We start from the raw sequence: 16804 nt of genomic DNA on the forward strand, positions 1-16804 counted from the left end.
GTGACATTTGGCGCCCGATGTGTCATCGCATCGGCCGGAGCCGGGCGGTGCCGAAGGGGTGATCCCAAGCGCCATCCTGGGCATTTTGCCGGCTGAGCGGTCCCGAGGAGCACCAATGCTGACACCCGTCCCGTTGCTGATCGTCCCCCTCGCCCTCTACAACATCATGGTCTTCCTGATGCCCGGCACGGAATGGACCACTGTGCTCACCACGGTCGACATGATGTCGGGGGCGCAATGGACGATCACCCTCGCGGAGGGTTTCATCGTCCTCAGCCTGTTCTTCCTGTTTTTCGAGATTCTGAAGTCAACGCGCATCACCTCGCGCTCGATCATCGATCACATGCTGTCGATGCTCGTGTTCGCGGCCGGCCTCGCCGAGTTCCTGCTGGTGCGCCCTGCCGGAAACTCGGTGTTCGCCATCCTGCTGTGCATCATGCTGCTGGACGTGGTGGCCGGATTCTCGGTCTCGATCCGGGTCGCGCAACGCGACTTCAGCGTCGATCCGCGCGTGCAGCAGTAACGACTGCACTGCGATGCAACGGCCCGGCTGAACCGGCCACCGCGCATCTCTTGGATTCCGCATGTATTGGATTTCGAGACGCCGGCCCCCTATCGGGCGGCCGGCGACGCGGGTCGATCAGCTGCCGCTGCCTTCCTTCGGCTGGCTGCGGGCTTCACCGGGAGCATCGTTCTTGGCCACGAGCTTAGGCTCCGGCTTGGGAACGAGCTGCTCCAGCTTGGCCTGCATATCCGCCATCTGGCGCTTCAGGACGTCGAGTTCGTCGACACGCTCGGGCTGCGCAGATACAGCCTGCGCGGGCGCGGCGGCCGGAGCAGCGGGCGTCGCCGGCTCGTCGCCCTTTGGGAAGGGCAGGAACAGGTGGAACGCACGCTCGAACACTTCCATGTTGCGGCGCACCGTCTCGTCCAATCCGGCGAACGGAGCACCCGGCACCGGAAAGGGCGTGCCGGCAAGCGTCTGGGAGAGGTGATCCCGGAACTTGCCCTGATCCTTGGTGAAGCTGTCGATGGACGCTTCCAAGTAACGAGGCACTAGCATCTGCATGCTGTCCCCGTAGAAGCGGATGATCTGGCGCAGGAAGGCGATGGGCAGAAGGTTCTGCCCCTTGTTTTCCTGCTCGAAGATGATCTGCGTCAATACCGAGTGCGTAATGTCCTCGCCATTCTTGGCGTCATACACCACGAAATCCTCGCCTTCCTTCACCATGTTGGCGAGGTCTTCGAGAGTCACGTAGGTGCTGGTCCCCGTGTTGTAGAGACGGCGGTTCGCGTATTTCTTGATGGTGACTGGCTCTTGCGATTTGGCCATCGTCCGGTCATCCGTTTCCTTGGGCGGAACGGCAGGTTAAGGCGTTTCCAAGTGCAGAGCTACCACTTTGTGTGCGCTGCCCATGGCGCCTTTCGCAGCGCGGTTCCCTGGCGTCCCGACCAAGGTTGAACAGCTGCTTTTGATCCGCCCCCTTGCCATGCGATGGGTCATTGACACATGGTCCGGCCCGGACACGATAGAGGTCAAGCCTTCCCACTCGCCATCCGGCAAAGAGGCGCGGAGCCACCCGCCCGATCTTCCCAGGAGAGACTTCCATGAAGGACGAGGTCGTCATCGTCGCCGCCGCGCGTACCCCTGTCGGGTCGTTCAACGGCGCGCTCGGCACGCTTCCCGCGCATGAGCTCGGTGCCATCGCCATCAAGGCCGCCCTCGAGCGCGCTGGCGTCGCCCCGGCAGCCGTGAGCGAGGTGATTTTGGGCCAGGTGCTCACCGCCGCCCAGGGCCAGAACCCCGCCCGCCAGGCCTCGATCAAGGCCGGCGTGCCCATCGAGGCGCCCGCCTACGAGGTGCAGATGGTCTGCGGCTCGGGCCTGCGCTCGGTCGCGCTCGGCGCCCAGGCCATCGCCAACGGCGACAGCGAGGTCGTGGTGGCCGGCGGCCAGGAATCCATGAGCCAGTCCACCCACGCCGCGCACCTGCGCAACGGCGTGCGCATGGGCAATGCCGACTTCGCCGACACCATGATCAAGGACGGCCTGTGGGACGCCTTCAATGGCTACCACATGGGCGTGACCGCGGAGAACGTGGCCAAGGAATTCCAGATCACCCGCACCGAGCAGGACGAGTTCGCCGTCGCCTCCCAGAACAAGGCCGAGGCGGCCCAGAAGGGCGGCAAGTTCAAGGACGAGATCGTCCCCGTCACCATCTCCACCCGCAAGGGCGACGTGGTGGTGGACCAGGACGAGTACATCCGCCACGGCGCCACCATTGACGCCATGGCCAAGCTGAAGCCCGCCTTCGCCAAGGAGGGCACCGTGACCGCCGGCAACGCCTCCGGCATCAATGACGGCGCCGCCGCCGTGGTGCTCATGAGCGCCGCCCGCGCCAAGGCCGAGGGTAAGACTCCCCTCGCCCGCATCGTTTCCTGGGCGCAGGCCGGCGTCGATCCGTCGGTGATGGGCACGGGCCCGATCCCGGCGTCCAAGCTCGCGTTGGAAAAGGCCGGCTGGTCCAAGGACGATCTCGACCTCATCGAGGCCAACGAGGCGTTCGCCGCGCAGGCCATCGCCGTCAACAAGGGCCTCGGCTGGGACACCTCCAAGGTCAATGTGAACGGCGGCGCCATCGCCATCGGCCATCCGATCGGCGCCTCGGGCACCCGCATCCTCGTGACCCTGCTGCACGAAATGCAGAAGCGCGATGCCAAGAAGGGCCTCGCCACCCTCTGCATCGGCGGCGGCATGGGCATCGCCATGTGCCTCGAGCGCGACTGAGCCGACCGGTTCAGGCAGCAGGACGGAAGGCTGCGCCCCGGGCCTTCCCGTCCTTAAAGGGGTCGCGGCCTTGGATCGCGGCCCTTCGTCTCCGAACGGAAATACCGACTTGCTACACACCGCCCGAGCGTGGCTCGACCCGCTTCGGCTGGGTGGGGATTATTCAGGTCGAGCCAATAGCGTTAAGTGAAGGAGGGAAACCATGGGACGCGTCGCATTGGTCACGGGCGGCACGCGGGGTATCGGCGAAGCAATCTCGGTGGCGCTGAAGGCCGCCGGAAAGACCGTCGTCGCCAATTTCGCGGGCAATGAAGAGGCCGCCAAGGCCTTCACCGAAAAGACCGGCATTCCCGCCTACAAGTGGGACGTGTCCGATTTCGAGGCCTGCAAGGCGGGCATCGCCAAGGTGGAAGCCGAGGTCGGCCCGATCGAGATCCTCGTCAACAACGCCGGCATCACCCGCGATGGCCAGTTCCACAAGATGTCGCTCGACCAGTGGAACGCGGTGATCAACACCAACCTCAACTCCGCCTTCAACATGACGCGCAACGTCATCGAGGGCATGCGCGACCGCAAGTTCGGCCGCATCGTCTGCATCTCGTCCATCAATGGACAGAAGGGCCAGTTCGGCCAGACGAATTATTCCGCCGCCAAGGCCGGCGAGATCGGCTTCGTGAAGGCCCTCGCGCAGGAAACCGCGAAGCTCGGCATCACGGTCAACGCCATCGCCCCCGGCTACATCGCCACCGAAATGGTGCGCGCGGTGCCGGCGGAGGCTTTGGCCAAGATCGTGGCGACGATCCCGGTCGGCCGCCTCGGCGAGCCGGAGGATATCGCCCGCGCGGTGGTGTTCCTCACCTCCGACGACGCCGGTTTCATCACCGGCTCGACCATGACTGTCAACGGCGCCCAGTACATCTGCTGATCGCGCCCTCCGGCGAATGAAGGCGGCCCGCGTCCCTCCCGGACGCGGGCCGTTCGCATTTTCAGACGCTTTTCAGATCACCAGCGTCTGGAGCAGCGCCCGAACCGGCGCGGGAATCGGCACCGGCCGCTGGGTCTCACGCTCCACATAGACATGGACGAAATGCCCCTGCGCCGCCGCGCTCGGGTCGTCGCCCTGGAACAGGGCGATCTGGTAGCGCACCGAGGACGAGCCCAGCTTCGCCACCCGCATCCCGGCCATAACCGGGGCCGGATAGGTGAGGCTGCGGAAATAGGTGCAGCGCGTCTCCACGACCAGGCCGATGATCGGGCTCGTCTGCGGGTCCAGCAGCCCGGCGGAGACGAGATGCTCGTTCACCACCGTGTCGAAGTAGGAATAATAGACCACGTTGTTGACGTGGCCGTAGACGTCCACGTCCATCCACCGGGTCGTGATCGGCAGCACATGATGGAAGCCATCAATCGTTACCGGCTCCTCGCGCGCCGCCGTTCCCCCTGCCCCGCTCATATCAGTCCCTCCTTCGCATCTCCCGCCATTTAGAGGGAGGGGACGGGCAAGGCCAAGCGCTGCGATGCGGCGTTCAGTCCGGCTCGTCGCCTGGCGGCAGCGGCTGCTCCGGCACCTTGAGGGCATCGGCGAGCCGCATGCGCGCGGAGCCGGGCCGCAGCGGCTTCTGCTGGCTCTCGTGGGGCGCCCAGCCGGAGAGGAACACGATTTCGAACGTCGCCCGCACCTTGCCGTCCGGATCGGCAAAGCGCTCGGCATAGACTTCGGCCGCGCGCAGCAGCGTCGCCCGGCGCAGCGGCACGCGGCGCCGTTCGGCGAGGGCGTTGGCCCCGCCCATCCGCCGCAGATCGGAGAACAGGGTGAAGGGCGAGGAATAGCGCACCACCACGCGGTCCACGTCGGTCACCGGCAGGGCGAACCCCGCCCGTTGCAGCAGCGCGCCGAGATCGCGCACATCGGCGAACGGCGCGACGCGGGGGGAGAGCCCGCCCGTGGTCTCGCTTTCGGCGATGGCGAAGGCCTGCCGCAGCTCGGTGAGGCTGCCGCCGCCGAGAAGCGCGGCCATGAACAGCCCGTCCGGCTTCAGCGCCCGCCGCACCTGCGCCAGCACGCCGGGCAGATCGTTCACCGATTGCAGCGCCAGCGCCGAAACCACCAGATCGAGGCTGCTGGCAGCGAACGGCAGCGCCTCCTCGTCGGCGACGACGGCGGGCGGCGCGAGATCATGGGCCAGCGGCGCGGCGCGGACGAGATGCTCCACCGCCGGATGACGGGACAGCGCCTGCGCCAGCGCGCCGGTGGGTGTGCCGAGATCGACGGCGCTGGAGAAGGTCCGCTTCACCGCGGACAGGCGGTCCGCCACATCTTCCGCCGCCCGCTCCAGAAGGAAGGTCTCCGGCCCCTGCGCGGCCGCGCGGGCCAGACGCCGGCGGATCAGGGCACGATCGAAGACAAGGTGGGGCGCGGTTTCGGAGGCGGGGGTCATGGGCCGCATATAGGCGCTCGCGACGGCGGATGCACCTGCCCGCCATTCATCCACGCCGTTCCTGCCCGCCGCTTCTGCCCGACGTTTCTGCCTGTCCCGGGAAAGCTGCCTTTCCCGCCGCGCTTATTGATCGGTGCCCGGCGAGCCGCTACAGGCCACGGAGCCTATAAGACTTTCGCACAAGCGGACGGGAGAGCGCCCATGGACAAGGCAACCGGTACGGCCAAGGCCTCCGACAGGGAGATCCTGCTCACGCTCTTCGAGACCGCCCTGGCCGCCGCTTTGCCGGAAGGCAAGTTCAGGGACCGCCTCCCCGCCCCGCCCGACGCCGCCAAGGGCGGCCGCACCATCGTCATCGGCGCAGGCAAGGCGTCCGCCCGCATGGCGCGCGCGTTCGAGGAGGAATGGGGCCACCCCTGCGAGGGCCTCATCGTCACCCGCTACGGCCATGGCTGCGAGACGAAGCACATCGAGATCGTCGAGGCCGCCCATCCCGTCCCCGATCAGGCCGGGCTCGACGCCGCCCGCCGTATCCTGGAACTGGCGCGCGGCGCCGGGCCGGATGACCTCGTGGTGTGCCTCATGTCGGGCGGCGCCTCCTCGCTGCTGACCCTGCCGGCCGAGGGGCTGACGCTGGCCGACAAGCAGGCTCTGAATTCCGCGCTGCTCAAGTCCGGCGCGCCCATCGGCGTGATGAACCGGGTGCGCAAATCCATGTCCGCCATCAAGGGCGGGCGCCTCGCAGCCGCCATCGCCCCGGCGCGGGCCGTCACCTACCTCATCTCCGACGTGCCGGGCGACGATCCCGCCGCCATCGGCTCCGGCCCCACCATTCCCGAGGCCTCGGACCCCGAGACCGTGCTCGGCCTGATGCGCACCTGGGGCATCGAGATCACCGACAAGCTGGAGCAGGTCATCCGCGCCAACACGGTCGCGGGCGACGCCATTCCCGGCCAGGAGGTGCACATGATCGCGACGCCGCTCATGGCGCTGAAGGCCGCGGAGGAGAAGGCGAAAGCGCTCGGCCTCACCCCGCTGATCCTCGGCGACGCCATCGAGGGCGAGGCGCGGGAGGCCGGCAACGTCTTCGCCGGCATCGCCCGTTCCGCCTCCGAGCACGGCCTGCCGGCCGCCGCGCCCTGCGTGCTGCTCTCCGGCGGCGAGACCACCGTGACTGTGCGCGGCAAGGGCCGGGGCGGTCGCAGCGTGGAATTCCTGCTTGCCCTTGCCATCGCGCTCAAGGGGCGGGAGGGCATCTCCGCCATCTCCTGCGATACGGACGGCGTTGACGGCACCGAGGACAATGCGGGCGCCTGGTTCGATGCCGCGCTGCTGGCGGACGCCGCCGCGCGCGGGCTGAAGGCGGACGACTACCTCGCCAACAATGACGGCTACAGCTTCTTCTCCGCCCTCGATCGGCTGGTGATGACCGGGCCCACGCTCACCAACGTCAACGATTTCCGCGCGATTCTGGTGCGTTGACACCGCCATAGCGAATTGCGGCTGCCCCATGTCCGCACGCTTCTGTTGCAGCGCAGCAGAGCTGCGGCTGACGCATGGCTCATTTTGTTTGAGTGAAATCAAAAAGCTAACCGACAAAGCCTCCAAATCGGCATGGCTTTGCCGTATTGGTCAACGTCAGCCCTATTGACCTTTGCTGCGCTGCACATAGTTTGAGGCCACCAAGAAGCGGGGGCGACCGGGAGGAACCGGAGGTTTTAGACGCCAAGTCTGGAGACCATTATGACCGATGAGGTCGCACCGGGGATCATCCGGAAGCTTTGGAGCGGAGAAACCGGACGGTTCCGGGACCATCTCCTCAGGCTCGATACGGACAGCCGCCGGTTCAGGTTCGGCTCCGCAGTATCCCCTGAATTCATCGAGCGCTACGCGTCGCGGGTGTTCCGCACGGGAGCCATCGTGCATGGCTGCTTCGTCGACGGCGAGCTGCGTGCCGCCGCCGAGCTCTACCCCATGGGCGACGTGCTGCCCGGCGAGGCGGAAGCCGCCTTCAGCGTCGAGACCGATTATCAGAACCACGGCCTTGGCACCCTGCTGCTCGATCGGGTGATCCTCTCCGCGCGCAATCGCGGCATCCGTTCGTTGTTCATGAGCTGCCTCGCCCATAACCGGCGGATGCAGCAGATCGCCCGCAAATATGATGCGGAGCTGAAGTTCGAGCATGATGAGGTGACGGCCGAGCTGACCGCGCCCTTCCCCACCGCGCTATCCTTGGCGCAGGAAGCCGCGGCGGACGCCCAGGGCATGGCAGGGGCCGTGCTTCAGGCCCAGCGCATCGCCACCAGCCGCATGCTCGACCTCTTTCTCTCCCCTGCGATCGAGCCGGTGCTGGAGCCGCAGTGATCCGACCCGTCTGCCCCGACGTGTGACCCGGCCCTTCGCAAGGAGGGCCGGCAAACAAAAACCCCCGGCGGTGCCGGGGGTTTTTTACGTTCAGACCGATCACTGGCCGGAAATCACTGGCCCGAAATCACTGGCCCGTCTTGGCCTTTTCCAGCTCCTGGCCCTTCTTCAGAAGAGCGGCCTTGCCCTGCTCTTCCTGCTGCTGGGCGGCGGCGCGGGCTTCCTCCACACGCTTGCGCTCCAGCTCCATGGCCACCTTGGCGTCCATGCCGGGGCCATCATAGGCCTTGCCGAAATCGGCGTTGGAGATGGGCAGGCTCAGGGTGCGGCCGGTGCCGTTCACCATCTGCAGATAGACCGCATTGGCCTTGCGCAGCTTGGCGACAAAGGTGCCGTCCACCTCCAGATCGCCGATGCAGGTCGCGCCGCCGCCCTGGATGGGCTGGCACAGCACGAACGGGATGTTCACCGGGTCCTTGTCGAGGGTGATGCGCAGGCCGGGCTGGAGGCGCATGCCGAGCGGCACGGAGATGTTGATGTGCTTCTTGGGCTCATCCTGCATCTCGATGATGTCGACCTTGGCGATCGCCTGGCTTTCCACGCCGAGCACCTGGGTCAGCACGCAGACCTGCTTCTTCCGCTCGGGGACTTCCTGGCAGATCTTCTGCCACGGCGAGGCGGAGAACTTCACGTCCGGCTCGCCCTGCTGGGCCTGGCCCGGCTGCGCCGCACCAGCGGGCGCGGCAGCGGCGGGCGCCGCAGGCTTGGCGGCGGGCGCCGCAGGCTTGGCCGGGGCGGCAGGCTTCGCCGGCTGGGTCGCGGAGGGCTGGGTCTGGGCAAAGGCCGGACCGGCGAGCGCCACAGTGAGCAGCGTGGCGGCGACGGACGCCGTGAGCCGCGCGGTGGAATGGGTCTTCGTCATCGTGGCCTTTCCTGTGGTCTCTGCCGCCGGGCTCCCGCATGCGCAGGCGCACGCGCACGCCGGAGCAGCCCGCGCCCCCTCTCGGACACCGGCTCTCTCCTGCCCAATTGAGGCGAGAAGGTGACAAACCGGTCGTCATCTTCACATCTGGCGGCAGGCGCTAGATTGCGGAGGATTGCGGCCAACTGACGGCGCCCCCTGCAACCTGCGGCAAATGCTTACCGGACGCCGCGCGTGGGTGTCTGATTATGGCATACGAATCAAGACCCCGTCTTTGCTATGCTTGGCCTTGCGGGGGCAAAGGTGCGTCGGAGGGCCATGATGACCGGCTGCGGAACAGCCCTGCGCGCGACGGGGACGGCTTGCCTTCTCGCCGTCGCCATTCTGCTGGCGCCCGGAGGCGACCGAGCCGCGGCCCAGCCGCTTGACAAGGCCGCGGCCATCGCGATGCGCGGGGCGCCCGCGCTGCCGCCCGGCTTCACGTCGCTCGCCTACGCCAATCCCGATGCGCCCAAGGGGGGACGGCTGACGCTCTCCCTGCTCGGCACCTTCGACAGCCTCAATCCCTTCATCGTGAAGGGCACCTCGCCCGCCGTCCTGCGCGGCATGGTGACCGAAAGCCTGATGGCGCGTTCGCTGGACGAGCCCTTCACGCTCTACCCGCTGCTCGCGCGTGCCGTCTCCACCGACGAGACGCGCTCCTTCGTCGAGTTCGCCCTCGATCCGGCCGCCCGCTTCTCGGACGGCAGCGCGCTGACCAGCGCCGACGTGCTGTTCTCGTTCTCCCTCATGCGCGATATGGGCCGGCCCAATCACCGGCTCTATTACGGCAAGGTCACCAAGGCCGAGGCGCCGGACGCCCATACCGTGCGCTTCACCTTCGCCGAGCCGGACCCCGAGCTGCCCCTCATCATGGGGCTGATGCCCGTCTTCAGCGCGCAGGCGATCGACCGCACGCGGTTCGAGGAGACGACGCTTACCCCGCTCCTCGGCTCCGGCCCCTACAAAGTGAGCCAGCTAAACGCCGGTGCTTCCCTCACGCTGGAGCGCAATCCGGACTATTGGGGGCGGAACGTCGCCTTCAATCGCGGCCTCTACAATTTCGACCGCCTGGATTTCGTCTACTTCCGCGATGCGAACAGCGAGTTCGAGGCTTTCCGCAAGGGCCTCATCGACGCCCGCTTCGAGACCGATCCCGGACGCTGGGAGACAGCCTACGATTTTCCCGCCGTCCGGTCCGGCGAGGTGGTGAGGGAGACCATTCCCACAGGCATTCCCAAACCCTACTCGGCCTTCGTCTTCAATACGCGGCGCCCGCCGCTGAACGACATCCGGGTGCGGCGCGCGCTGATCGAGCTGTTCGATTTCGAATGGCTGGACCGCAGCTTCTACCATGGTCTCTACCGGCGCACCGGCAGTTTCTTCGAGGGCTCGGTCCTCTCCAGCATTGGGCGGCCGGCGAATGGGCTGGAGCGCAAGCTGCTCGCCCCTTTCCCCGGCTCGGTCGTGCCGGACGTGCTCGCGGGCACCTATCGGCCCCCGGTGTCCGACGGATCGGGCCGCGACCGCACCCACCTCAAGGCCGCGCTCGATCTGCTGGAGCAGTCCGGCTTCGTGCTGCGCAAGGGCGCTCTGGTGAATGCTGCAAGCGGCCGGCCGCTGGCGCTGGAGCTGATGGTGGTGACGCGGGACCAGGAGCGCCTCGCGCTCGCCTGGCAGGCGCAGCTGAAGCGGGCAGGCATCACGCTCAACGTGCGCTACGTGGATGCGGTGCAGTTCGACACCCGGCGGCAGGCCTACGATTTCGACCTCATGCCCTATGCATGGTCGCAATCCCTCTCGCCCGGCAACGAGCAGGCCTTCTATTTCGGCGCCGCCGCCGCCGACACGCCGGGCAGCCGCAACTACATGGGCGCGAAGGCGCCGGCCATCGACGCCACCATCGCCGCACTCATCGCTGCGCGGGACGAAGCCGGCTACGTAGCCGCCGCGCGGGCGCTCGACCGGGTGCTCATCTCGGGCGCCTATGCGGTGCCGCTGTTCCACACGCCGGGGCAGTGGCTTGCGCGCTGGACGCATATCGCCCGGCCCGAGCGGGCCTCGCTTTACGGCACCCTGCCGGAAACCTGGTGGCGCGTGCCAGGCAAGTGAGCCTTTCAGGCGGGCACCATCCCTGGCCGGGCGCGGACCGCGCGAACCCCGGCAAGGACGAAGGCGAGGAGCACGATGCCCTGTGCGATGGCGAACGGCGGCTCGGACTGGGTCGGCGCCAGGGCGGCAAAGGCCGGCACCTTGGCGAAAGCCTGCGCGACCGCGACGAACACGAGAAAATAGAGGCTGGCCACGGCGGAGCCGACATAGACCGCGCGCCACAGGCCCACAAGGCCGGCGCCATAGAGCGCATAGGCCGCCACGGCCAACACCACGAGGGCGATCCCGCCCACCACATGGGATGGCTTCACGCCGAAGAACGGAAACAGGAAGCCTGTCGAGCTAGCGAGAAAGGCCAAGGCGAGAAACGCAGCGGTGAGCCCGGCGCCCGCGCGCTCGCCCCGCATCAACGCCAGGACCACGGGTATGCCGATGACGATGGCCAGAATACTGATCCAGGTGTGTAACCCAGTGAGCGTGGTCGGATCGAACATGGCTGCCCCCTTTGCTGTGCGGCAGCGATGATGCGCTATTCTCAAGCCTCCTGCACGTAAGCCGTGTGGGCGGAAAACCAGATTTGGCGCGGCTTCGGAACTCCTAAAAACACCCGGCTTGGGCTGGACAGGCCCACCGCAACGCAGCAGGTTATGCCGCAAGGGCAAATAACGGCCGCAATTGCCGACGAAGCTCCATTGCTCCGGTTGCGGTAGTAGCTTGCGGCAAAACTTCGTCCGCTGTACTTGGTGGCGAATAGAGAATGTCGTGAGGTTGCACGCCGAACGGCGCCCAATGCGCGGGCACTGGCCGCGAATGCCAGAATGCGCGGTGAACACGGGGAGTTCGGCACGGACCATCGGTCAGGGGATGGTCATCCGTGAGTGTCTTCAACGCCGGTCCCTCGCCAGTCTGGCCGGGGACTTCGTTGGGAGGTGAATGCGATGGCTCGCCGTGAAATGGCTCGCCTTGGACTTGCGGCAGGCAGCCGCTCTGAATTCGAGGCCACCCGGCCAGAATACCCGCTTCGATACCGCTCCGAGTCCGCGCAGCCCCAGCGCCCGACCGTTCCATCCCGCATCGGCGCCGGAAGCCGGCCCCGCCGAAATTCAAAGCGCAGCGACGGCCTCATGCTGTGGCGGGTTCTGGGCATATCGGCTGCCACGCTCATCCTCGGCATGGGTGGTTTGCTGGCTTACAATCTCGTCACCCCCCCTGCCCCGGCCGGCGCCGCCAAGCCCATCCAGGCCGCAGCTACGACACCCTCGCCCCCGGCATCCTCGCAGACACCCGCCCTTTCAGCGCCAGCGGCTCCGGCCCCAAGCGCCACGGCGAAACTGGCGCAGACGACCCCGCCACGGCGCATCGCCGAGGCGGGACATGGCCAGTCGGCGCTGAAGGTCGCCTCGCTCCTCGGCGGCGGTGGCGAGATGGTAGCCCTGCCCATTCCCGAGGCCGGCCCGACCCCCGCCGATTTTTCCCGTCCCGCCTTTCTTGAGCCGTTGGACGATGCAGACGCCGCCGCCACGGCAGCCAAGGGCGAAGCCGTGCCAGAGACGAAGCCCGCTGCCGAAGCCGCCCCGCTGCCGGCGCCCCGCCCCGTCAAGATGGCATCGGCCGACGCGGCGGCTTCAGACGCAGACGCGGCTGAAACCGCTCGCATCCGGTCAGCGGTAACGATGCGCTCCGGGCCGCGCCGGTCGGCGTCGCCCATCGGCACGCTGGAGGCCGGCACCAAGGTGAAGCTCTATTCGTGCAAAAGCTGGTGCGAGGTTTCCACCGGCGACAAGCGCGGCTGGGTCTACAAGTCGTCCGTGGATCGCTGAACGGGCGCCCCGTCCGTTTTCTCCCGGGCCACGGCCCTTGCCTGGTCGGTGGGCACTTCCGCCGGCGACACCCGCCCGCTGTGGGGAACCTGCCCTTCCGCCGAAGCTCCATCGCCCGGCACTTGTTGACCGGCGTCCGCCTGCGTTGAAGCGGCCCGGAGCGGCAGCGGGACGAGGACGGCAATGCCTCGTCCCATCCAGTCGGGCTGTGCCGCGTCCAGCATCTGTGTGTTCGCGGCGGCGGGAAAGTCGGCGTTGCGCTCCGCAAGCTCCGCCGCCACCACTTCGGCGGCGTGGGCCACGGCTGTCGCCAGCGTCTCGCCATCCGCCTGAAGCCCGGGGAATTCCGGAAAGCTCAGCCGAAAGCCGCCCGCTTCTTCCCGGATAATACCGATCACATGGTTCATGGCGCGTCCTCCTCGGGAGGTAAGCGCGGGGGCTGCTTCCGCGTTCCGTCTCGCAGCCAGCGGAGCCCGCCGCGAGATATGAGCCTTCACCTTTTCCTGTCGCGCCGGTCGGTGGTGGCATCAAGCAGGATGCCGCGCGAGACGGCGGCGCGGCCGAACTTGGCGCGCAGTGCGTCCATGGCGGTCTCGGTGGCCTTGAGGCGCTGGCTGGTGGTGTCCACGAGATCGGCGGGGTCAGCATCTTCGATGGGGCCGAGGTCGGACACGCCGACGCCGATCAGCCGGAAGAGCGTGCCATCCGCCTCCTTCACCAGAAGCTCATGGGCCGCCGCGTTGATGCGGGCGGCAAGGCAGGTCGAGGCCTCCAGCGTGCGCGAGCGGGTGCGCAGGCGGAAATCGGCGCTCTTCAGCTTCAGCGTGACCGACCGCCCGGCGATGCCGGCGCGCTTGAGGCGGTCGCTCACTTCCTCGGAAAGCGCATAGAGCGTCTGCTCCAGCGGGCGCAGGGCGCCGATATCGCGCTCGAATGTGGTTTCGGCGGACACGCTCTTGGCCTCCCGCTCCGGCTCCACCTTGCGCGTGTCTAGGCCGAACGCGAGGCGCGAGAGCCGCAGGCCCTCCGCACCGTAGCGGCGGGCGAGGTCGGCCGGTTCGGCGCGCTGCAGGTCGCCGATGGTGGAAAAGCCATCCCGCGCCAGCTTGCCGCCGAAGGCCGCCCCCACCCCCCAGATGAAGGTGACGGGGCGCGGCGCCAGAAATTCGGCCGCCTCGCTCTGGCCGATCACCGAGAAGCCGCGCGGCTTGTCGAGGTCCGAGGCGATCTTGGCGAGGAATTTGTTGGCCGCGAGCCCCACCGAGACCGTGATGCCCACCTCCTGCTCCACGTCGCGGGCGAAGCGCGCAAGGGTGCGCGCGGGGCTGGCCCGATGCAGGGCCTCGGTGCCCGAGAGATCGAGGAAGGCCTCGTCGATGGAGAGCGGCTCCACCAACGGGGTCAGCGCCTTCATGCGGGCGCGCACCTCGCGGCCGACCTTCACGTATTTCTCCATGTTCGGCTTCAGCACCACCGCATCCGGGCACAGGGCCAGCGCCTTGAACATGGGCATGGCGGAGCGCACGCCATGAATGCGGGCAATGTAGCAGGCGGTGGAGACCACCCCGCGCTTGCCGCCGCCGATGATGAGCGGCACATGGGCGAGGTCCGGATTGTCCCGCTTTTCCACCGCCGCATAGAAGGCGTCGCAATCCACATGGGCGACGCTGAGGCTATGCAACTCGCCATGGCGCACCACCCGCGGGCTGCCGCAGGCGAGGCAGCGCAGCCCGCGCGCCCCGGTGGCGGGAACGTCTGCGAGGCAGTCGCGGCAGAGGCCGGGCGCGCTCATGGCTTCGGGAGACGGTTTCGCCGGCTACATGGGACGGCGGACGATCGCGTCCGGATCGATGGGCGGCGAGAGGATCTCATGGGCCGCAACCACATGGCGCGGATCGAGGCCCTTTTCGGCGGCGAAGGCGAGGAGAAGGGGCTCGTCGGCGATGACGAAGGCGAGCACGCCCGCGCCGAAATCGCGCCGGCTCGCAGCCTCGCGCAGGCTGACGGGGGTGAGGCCCGTCTCGGCAAGGAATCGGACGAGGCGCTCGCCATCGGCGGCGATGAAGGAAAGGGCGGATACCGCCACCTCCTGCGCCGCATCACGCTGGGCCTTGAGGCCCCTTGGTTTGTCCTGAATGGGCATTTGCGCTTCCGCAAGGATTGGGGTCTAGCTGTCGGCGGCATTCCAGCACGTTCGCCGCGTGCTGCGAAGGGTGGCAGGATGCGGCGAAGTCGGGCCGGTTCGGGGGACGCGATGACCAAGACGGTGATGATCGTGGAGGACAACGAGCTCAACATGAAGCTCTTCCACGACCTCCTGGAGGCGCACGGCTATCGCACGGTGGAGACGCGCTCCGGCGTCGAGGCGGTGGAGCTCGCCCGCGCCAACCGGCCGGACCTCATCATCATGGACATCCAGCTGCCGGAGATTTCCGGCCTCGATGTCACCCGCAAGCTGAAGGCCGACCCCGAGCTGCGCGCCATTCCGGTGGTGGCCGTCACCGCCTTCGCCATGAAGGGCGACGAGGAGCGCATCCGCGCCGGCGGGTGCGAGGCCTATCTGTCCAAGCCCATCTCGGTGGCACGCTTCCTCGAGACGGTGCGCCAGTACACGGGCGGATGAGGTGGGGACGGATGAATCACCGCCTTTTCCTTTCGCCCCGTTGTGCTAGTCTTCGTGGCTTCCAGATGCGAGGCGAAAGGTGCGTGCCCGGCGGTGCCGGCTCCAATGCCCTTTCGCTGCCAGACAACCCTACGGAGTGCTCAGGTCCGCCGCATCTCCTGGGTCCGTGGGGTTTGGCCGGTGGGTGAGCGTCGCGGGAGGCCTCCCCGCCCGCTCCCCGCCGGCCAGCCTACCCGCCTATTTCCGTCTCCCTGCCGCATCCTCTTGCGTCGCCCGCGCTTCGACACCACGTTTCGTGCTGAAGGAGTTGCACTGCCATGAGCTACACCGGCGACACGTCCCGCGAGCCTGCCGACACCGATATCGCCTATCGGCCGCATGCGTTTGATCCGGTGACGCAGCCGGAGCTGTTCGAGGGCGTCCTCTCCCGCCGCATCATCGCCTTTCTGGTGGATGCGCTGATGGTGATCGGGCCGGTGGTGCTGTTCGGCGTCTTCGTGTTCGTGTTCGGCATCGTCACGCTGGGCCTCGGCTGGCTGCTGTTCTGGCTGATCGGGCCGGTCTTCATCCTGTGGGCGATCGCCTATTACGGCCTCACCCTCGGCGCGCCGGCCTCGGCCACCCTCGGCATGCGACTCATGGAGATCGAGGTGCGCACCTGGTACGGCGCGCCCTGCTACGGCCTGCTCGGCGCGGTGCGGGCGGTGTGCTTCTGGGTGTCGGTCTCGGTGCTCACCCCGTTCGTGCTGCTGGTGGGGCTGTTCAACGACCGGCGCCGGCTGCTGCACGATTATCTGTGCGGGACCGTGGTCATCAACAGCCTCGAACGGGCCGACGCTTTGCGCCGCAACCGCTGAAATTTCACACGCCCGACGACTGCGCCTTTGACGGGCCTCGATGCAGGCGCGATGATCCCGCTTCAGAGGCCAGATCCCCGTGAGTGAGCACCCCCGCGACACACCCCAATTCTATCTGACGGCGCCCTCCCCCTGCCCCTATCTTCCGGGCAGGGAGGAGCGCAAGGTGTTCACCCACCTGGTCGGCGACCGCGCGGCCGCGCTCAACGACGTGCTGACGCAGGGCGGGTTCCGCCGCAGCCAGTCCATCGCCTACCGCCCCGCCTGCGAGGGCTGCAAGGCGTGCGTTTCGGTGCGCATCTGCGTCGCGGATTTCAAGGAGAGCCGCAGCCTGCGGCGGGTCCAGGCGGCGAATGCCGACATCGTGGGGCAGGTGAAGCCGCCGACCCCCACCTCCGAGCAATACAGCCTCTTCCGCACCTACGTGACCTCCCGCCACGGCACCGGCGGCATGGCGGACATGAGCGTGCTCGACTACGCCATGATGGTGGAGGACACCCACGTCCACACCCGGCTGGTGGAATACCGCAAGCGCGGGCCGGACAGTCGCATCCTTGAACGCGGCACCGGAGACCTGATGGCGGTGGCCCTCACCGACATCCTCTCCGACGGCCTCTCCATGGTCTATTCCTTCTACAACCCGCTGGCGCAGGATCGCTCGCTGGGCACCTACCTGATCCTCGACCATGTGATGCGGGCGCGGCAGATGGGGCTGCCCTACGTCTATCTCGGCTACTGGGTGCAGGGTTCACGGAAGATGGACTACAAGCGGCGCTTCCTGCCGCAGGAGCGTCTCTCGCCGCAAGGCTGGGAGCGCTTCGAGGACTAGGACCGGGCCACGC

18 protein-coding genes are annotated in these 16804 nt (G+C 67.5%); 10 read left to right on the forward strand and 8 right to left on the reverse strand.

Annotated elements, in window-relative coordinates; genetic code table 11:
• The first annotated feature begins 115 nt into the window (after positions 1-115).
• On the forward strand, positions 116-523 hold the full coding sequence (locus V5F63_RS13040; RefSeq protein ID WP_209489522.1) for a hypothetical protein: 408 nt from the start codon (positions 116-118) through the stop codon (positions 521-523).
• 117 nt (positions 524-640) lie between these two features.
• On the opposite strand, the gene phaR is transcribed toward V5F63_RS13040, so the two are convergent.
• The gene (gene phaR, locus V5F63_RS13045; protein WP_209489524.1) at positions 641-1333 is read right to left on the reverse strand and encodes a polyhydroxyalkanoate synthesis repressor PhaR; all 693 of its coding nucleotides are present in this window, start codon (positions 1331-1333) and stop codon (positions 641-643) included.
• A gap of 275 nt (positions 1334-1608) precedes the next feature.
• Between phaR and V5F63_RS13050 the strand changes: the two genes are divergently transcribed.
• A complete protein-coding gene (locus V5F63_RS13050; protein WP_209489526.1) occupies positions 1609-2787 on the forward strand; it encodes an acetyl-CoA C-acetyltransferase in 1179 nt (392 codons plus the stop codon).
• Positions 2788-2989: 202 nt separating this feature from the next.
• Complete coding sequence (gene phbB / locus V5F63_RS13055; RefSeq protein WP_209489529.1) at positions 2990-3712, forward strand: acetoacetyl-CoA reductase; 723 nt, start codon at positions 2990-2992, stop codon at positions 3710-3712.
• A gap of 72 nt (positions 3713-3784) precedes the next feature.
• Here phbB and V5F63_RS13060 read toward each other — a convergent pair whose 3' ends face one another.
• Positions 3785-4240 (reverse strand): acyl-CoA thioesterase, encoded by a 456-nt coding sequence (locus tag V5F63_RS13060; RefSeq protein WP_394102417.1) that lies wholly within the window; start codon positions 4238-4240, stop codon positions 3785-3787.
• A 73-nt stretch (positions 4241-4313) separates the two neighbouring features.
• Complete coding sequence (locus V5F63_RS13065; RefSeq protein ID WP_509210799.1) at positions 4314-5234, reverse strand: methyltransferase domain-containing protein; 921 nt, start codon at positions 5232-5234, stop codon at positions 4314-4316.
• Positions 5235-5426: 192 nt separating this feature from the next.
• Between V5F63_RS13065 and V5F63_RS13070 the strand changes: the two genes are divergently transcribed.
• Both V5F63_RS13070 and V5F63_RS13075 read left to right on the forward strand, forming a co-directional pair.
• Entirely contained in the window at positions 5427-6707 is a 1281-nt protein-coding gene (locus V5F63_RS13070) for a glycerate kinase type-2 family protein (protein ID WP_394102415.1), read from the forward strand.
• 261 nt (positions 6708-6968) lie between these two features.
• A complete protein-coding gene (locus V5F63_RS13075) occupies positions 6969-7589 on the forward strand; it encodes a GNAT family N-acetyltransferase (RefSeq protein WP_209489535.1) in 621 nt (206 codons plus the stop codon).
• 127 nt (positions 7590-7716) lie between these two features.
• Here V5F63_RS13075 and V5F63_RS13080 read toward each other — a convergent pair whose 3' ends face one another.
• The gene (locus tag V5F63_RS13080; protein ID WP_209489537.1) at positions 7717-8511 is read right to left on the reverse strand and encodes an invasion associated locus B family protein; all 795 of its coding nucleotides are present in this window, start codon (positions 8509-8511) and stop codon (positions 7717-7719) included.
• Positions 8512-8829: 318 nt separating this feature from the next.
• On the opposite strand from V5F63_RS13080, the gene V5F63_RS13085 reads away from it, so the two are divergent.
• Positions 8830-10662 (forward strand): ABC transporter substrate-binding protein, encoded by a 1833-nt coding sequence (locus V5F63_RS13085; protein WP_509210800.1) that lies wholly within the window; start codon positions 8830-8832, stop codon positions 10660-10662.
• A 5-nt stretch (positions 10663-10667) separates the two neighbouring features.
• Here the strand turns inward: V5F63_RS13085 and V5F63_RS13090 are convergent, their stop codons facing one another.
• The gene (locus V5F63_RS13090) at positions 10668-11156 is read right to left on the reverse strand and encodes a hypothetical protein (RefSeq protein ID WP_394102413.1); all 489 of its coding nucleotides are present in this window, start codon (positions 11154-11156) and stop codon (positions 10668-10670) included.
• Positions 11157-11786: 630 nt separating this feature from the next.
• On the opposite strand from V5F63_RS13090, the gene V5F63_RS13095 reads away from it, so the two are divergent.
• Complete coding sequence (locus V5F63_RS13095) at positions 11787-12482, forward strand: SH3 domain-containing protein (protein ID WP_394102412.1); 696 nt, start codon at positions 11787-11789, stop codon at positions 12480-12482.
• Here V5F63_RS13095 and V5F63_RS13100 read toward each other — a convergent pair.
• The 3 genes from V5F63_RS13100 to V5F63_RS13110 form a co-directional block, all read right to left on the reverse strand.
• Complete coding sequence (locus V5F63_RS13100; protein ID WP_394102411.1) at positions 12458-12889, reverse strand: type II toxin-antitoxin system HicB family antitoxin; 432 nt, start codon at positions 12887-12889, stop codon at positions 12458-12460. The two genes, V5F63_RS13095 and V5F63_RS13100, sit on opposite strands and share 25 nt — an antisense overlap.
• A gap of 86 nt (positions 12890-12975) precedes the next feature.
• Complete coding sequence (locus tag V5F63_RS13105) at positions 12976-14274, reverse strand: DNA polymerase IV (protein WP_394102410.1); 1299 nt, start codon at positions 14272-14274, stop codon at positions 12976-12978.
• A gap of 24 nt (positions 14275-14298) precedes the next feature.
• Positions 14299-14625, reverse strand: a complete 327-nt coding sequence (locus V5F63_RS13110) for a DUF3572 domain-containing protein (RefSeq protein ID WP_394102409.1) — start codon at positions 14623-14625, stop codon at positions 14299-14301.
• Positions 14626-14736: 111 nt separating this feature from the next.
• Between V5F63_RS13110 and V5F63_RS13115 the strand changes: the two genes are divergently transcribed.
• From V5F63_RS13115 to V5F63_RS13125, 3 genes are all read left to right on the forward strand, one after another.
• Entirely contained in the window at positions 14737-15105 is a 369-nt protein-coding gene (locus V5F63_RS13115) for a response regulator (RefSeq protein WP_024279231.1), read from the forward strand.
• 317 nt (positions 15106-15422) lie between these two features.
• Entirely contained in the window at positions 15423-15962 is a 540-nt protein-coding gene (locus tag V5F63_RS13120) for an RDD family protein (RefSeq protein ID WP_394029251.1), read from the forward strand.
• Between the two features lie 79 nt (positions 15963-16041).
• Positions 16042-16791 (forward strand): arginyltransferase, encoded by a 750-nt coding sequence (locus V5F63_RS13125; protein ID WP_209489553.1) that lies wholly within the window; start codon positions 16042-16044, stop codon positions 16789-16791.
• The last annotated feature ends 13 nt before the right edge of the window (positions 16792-16804 follow it).

The organism is Xanthobacter wiegelii, from assembly GCF_043193855.2.
Taxonomy (GTDB): Bacteria; Pseudomonadota; Alphaproteobacteria; order Rhizobiales; family Xanthobacteraceae; genus Xanthobacter; species Xanthobacter flavus_A.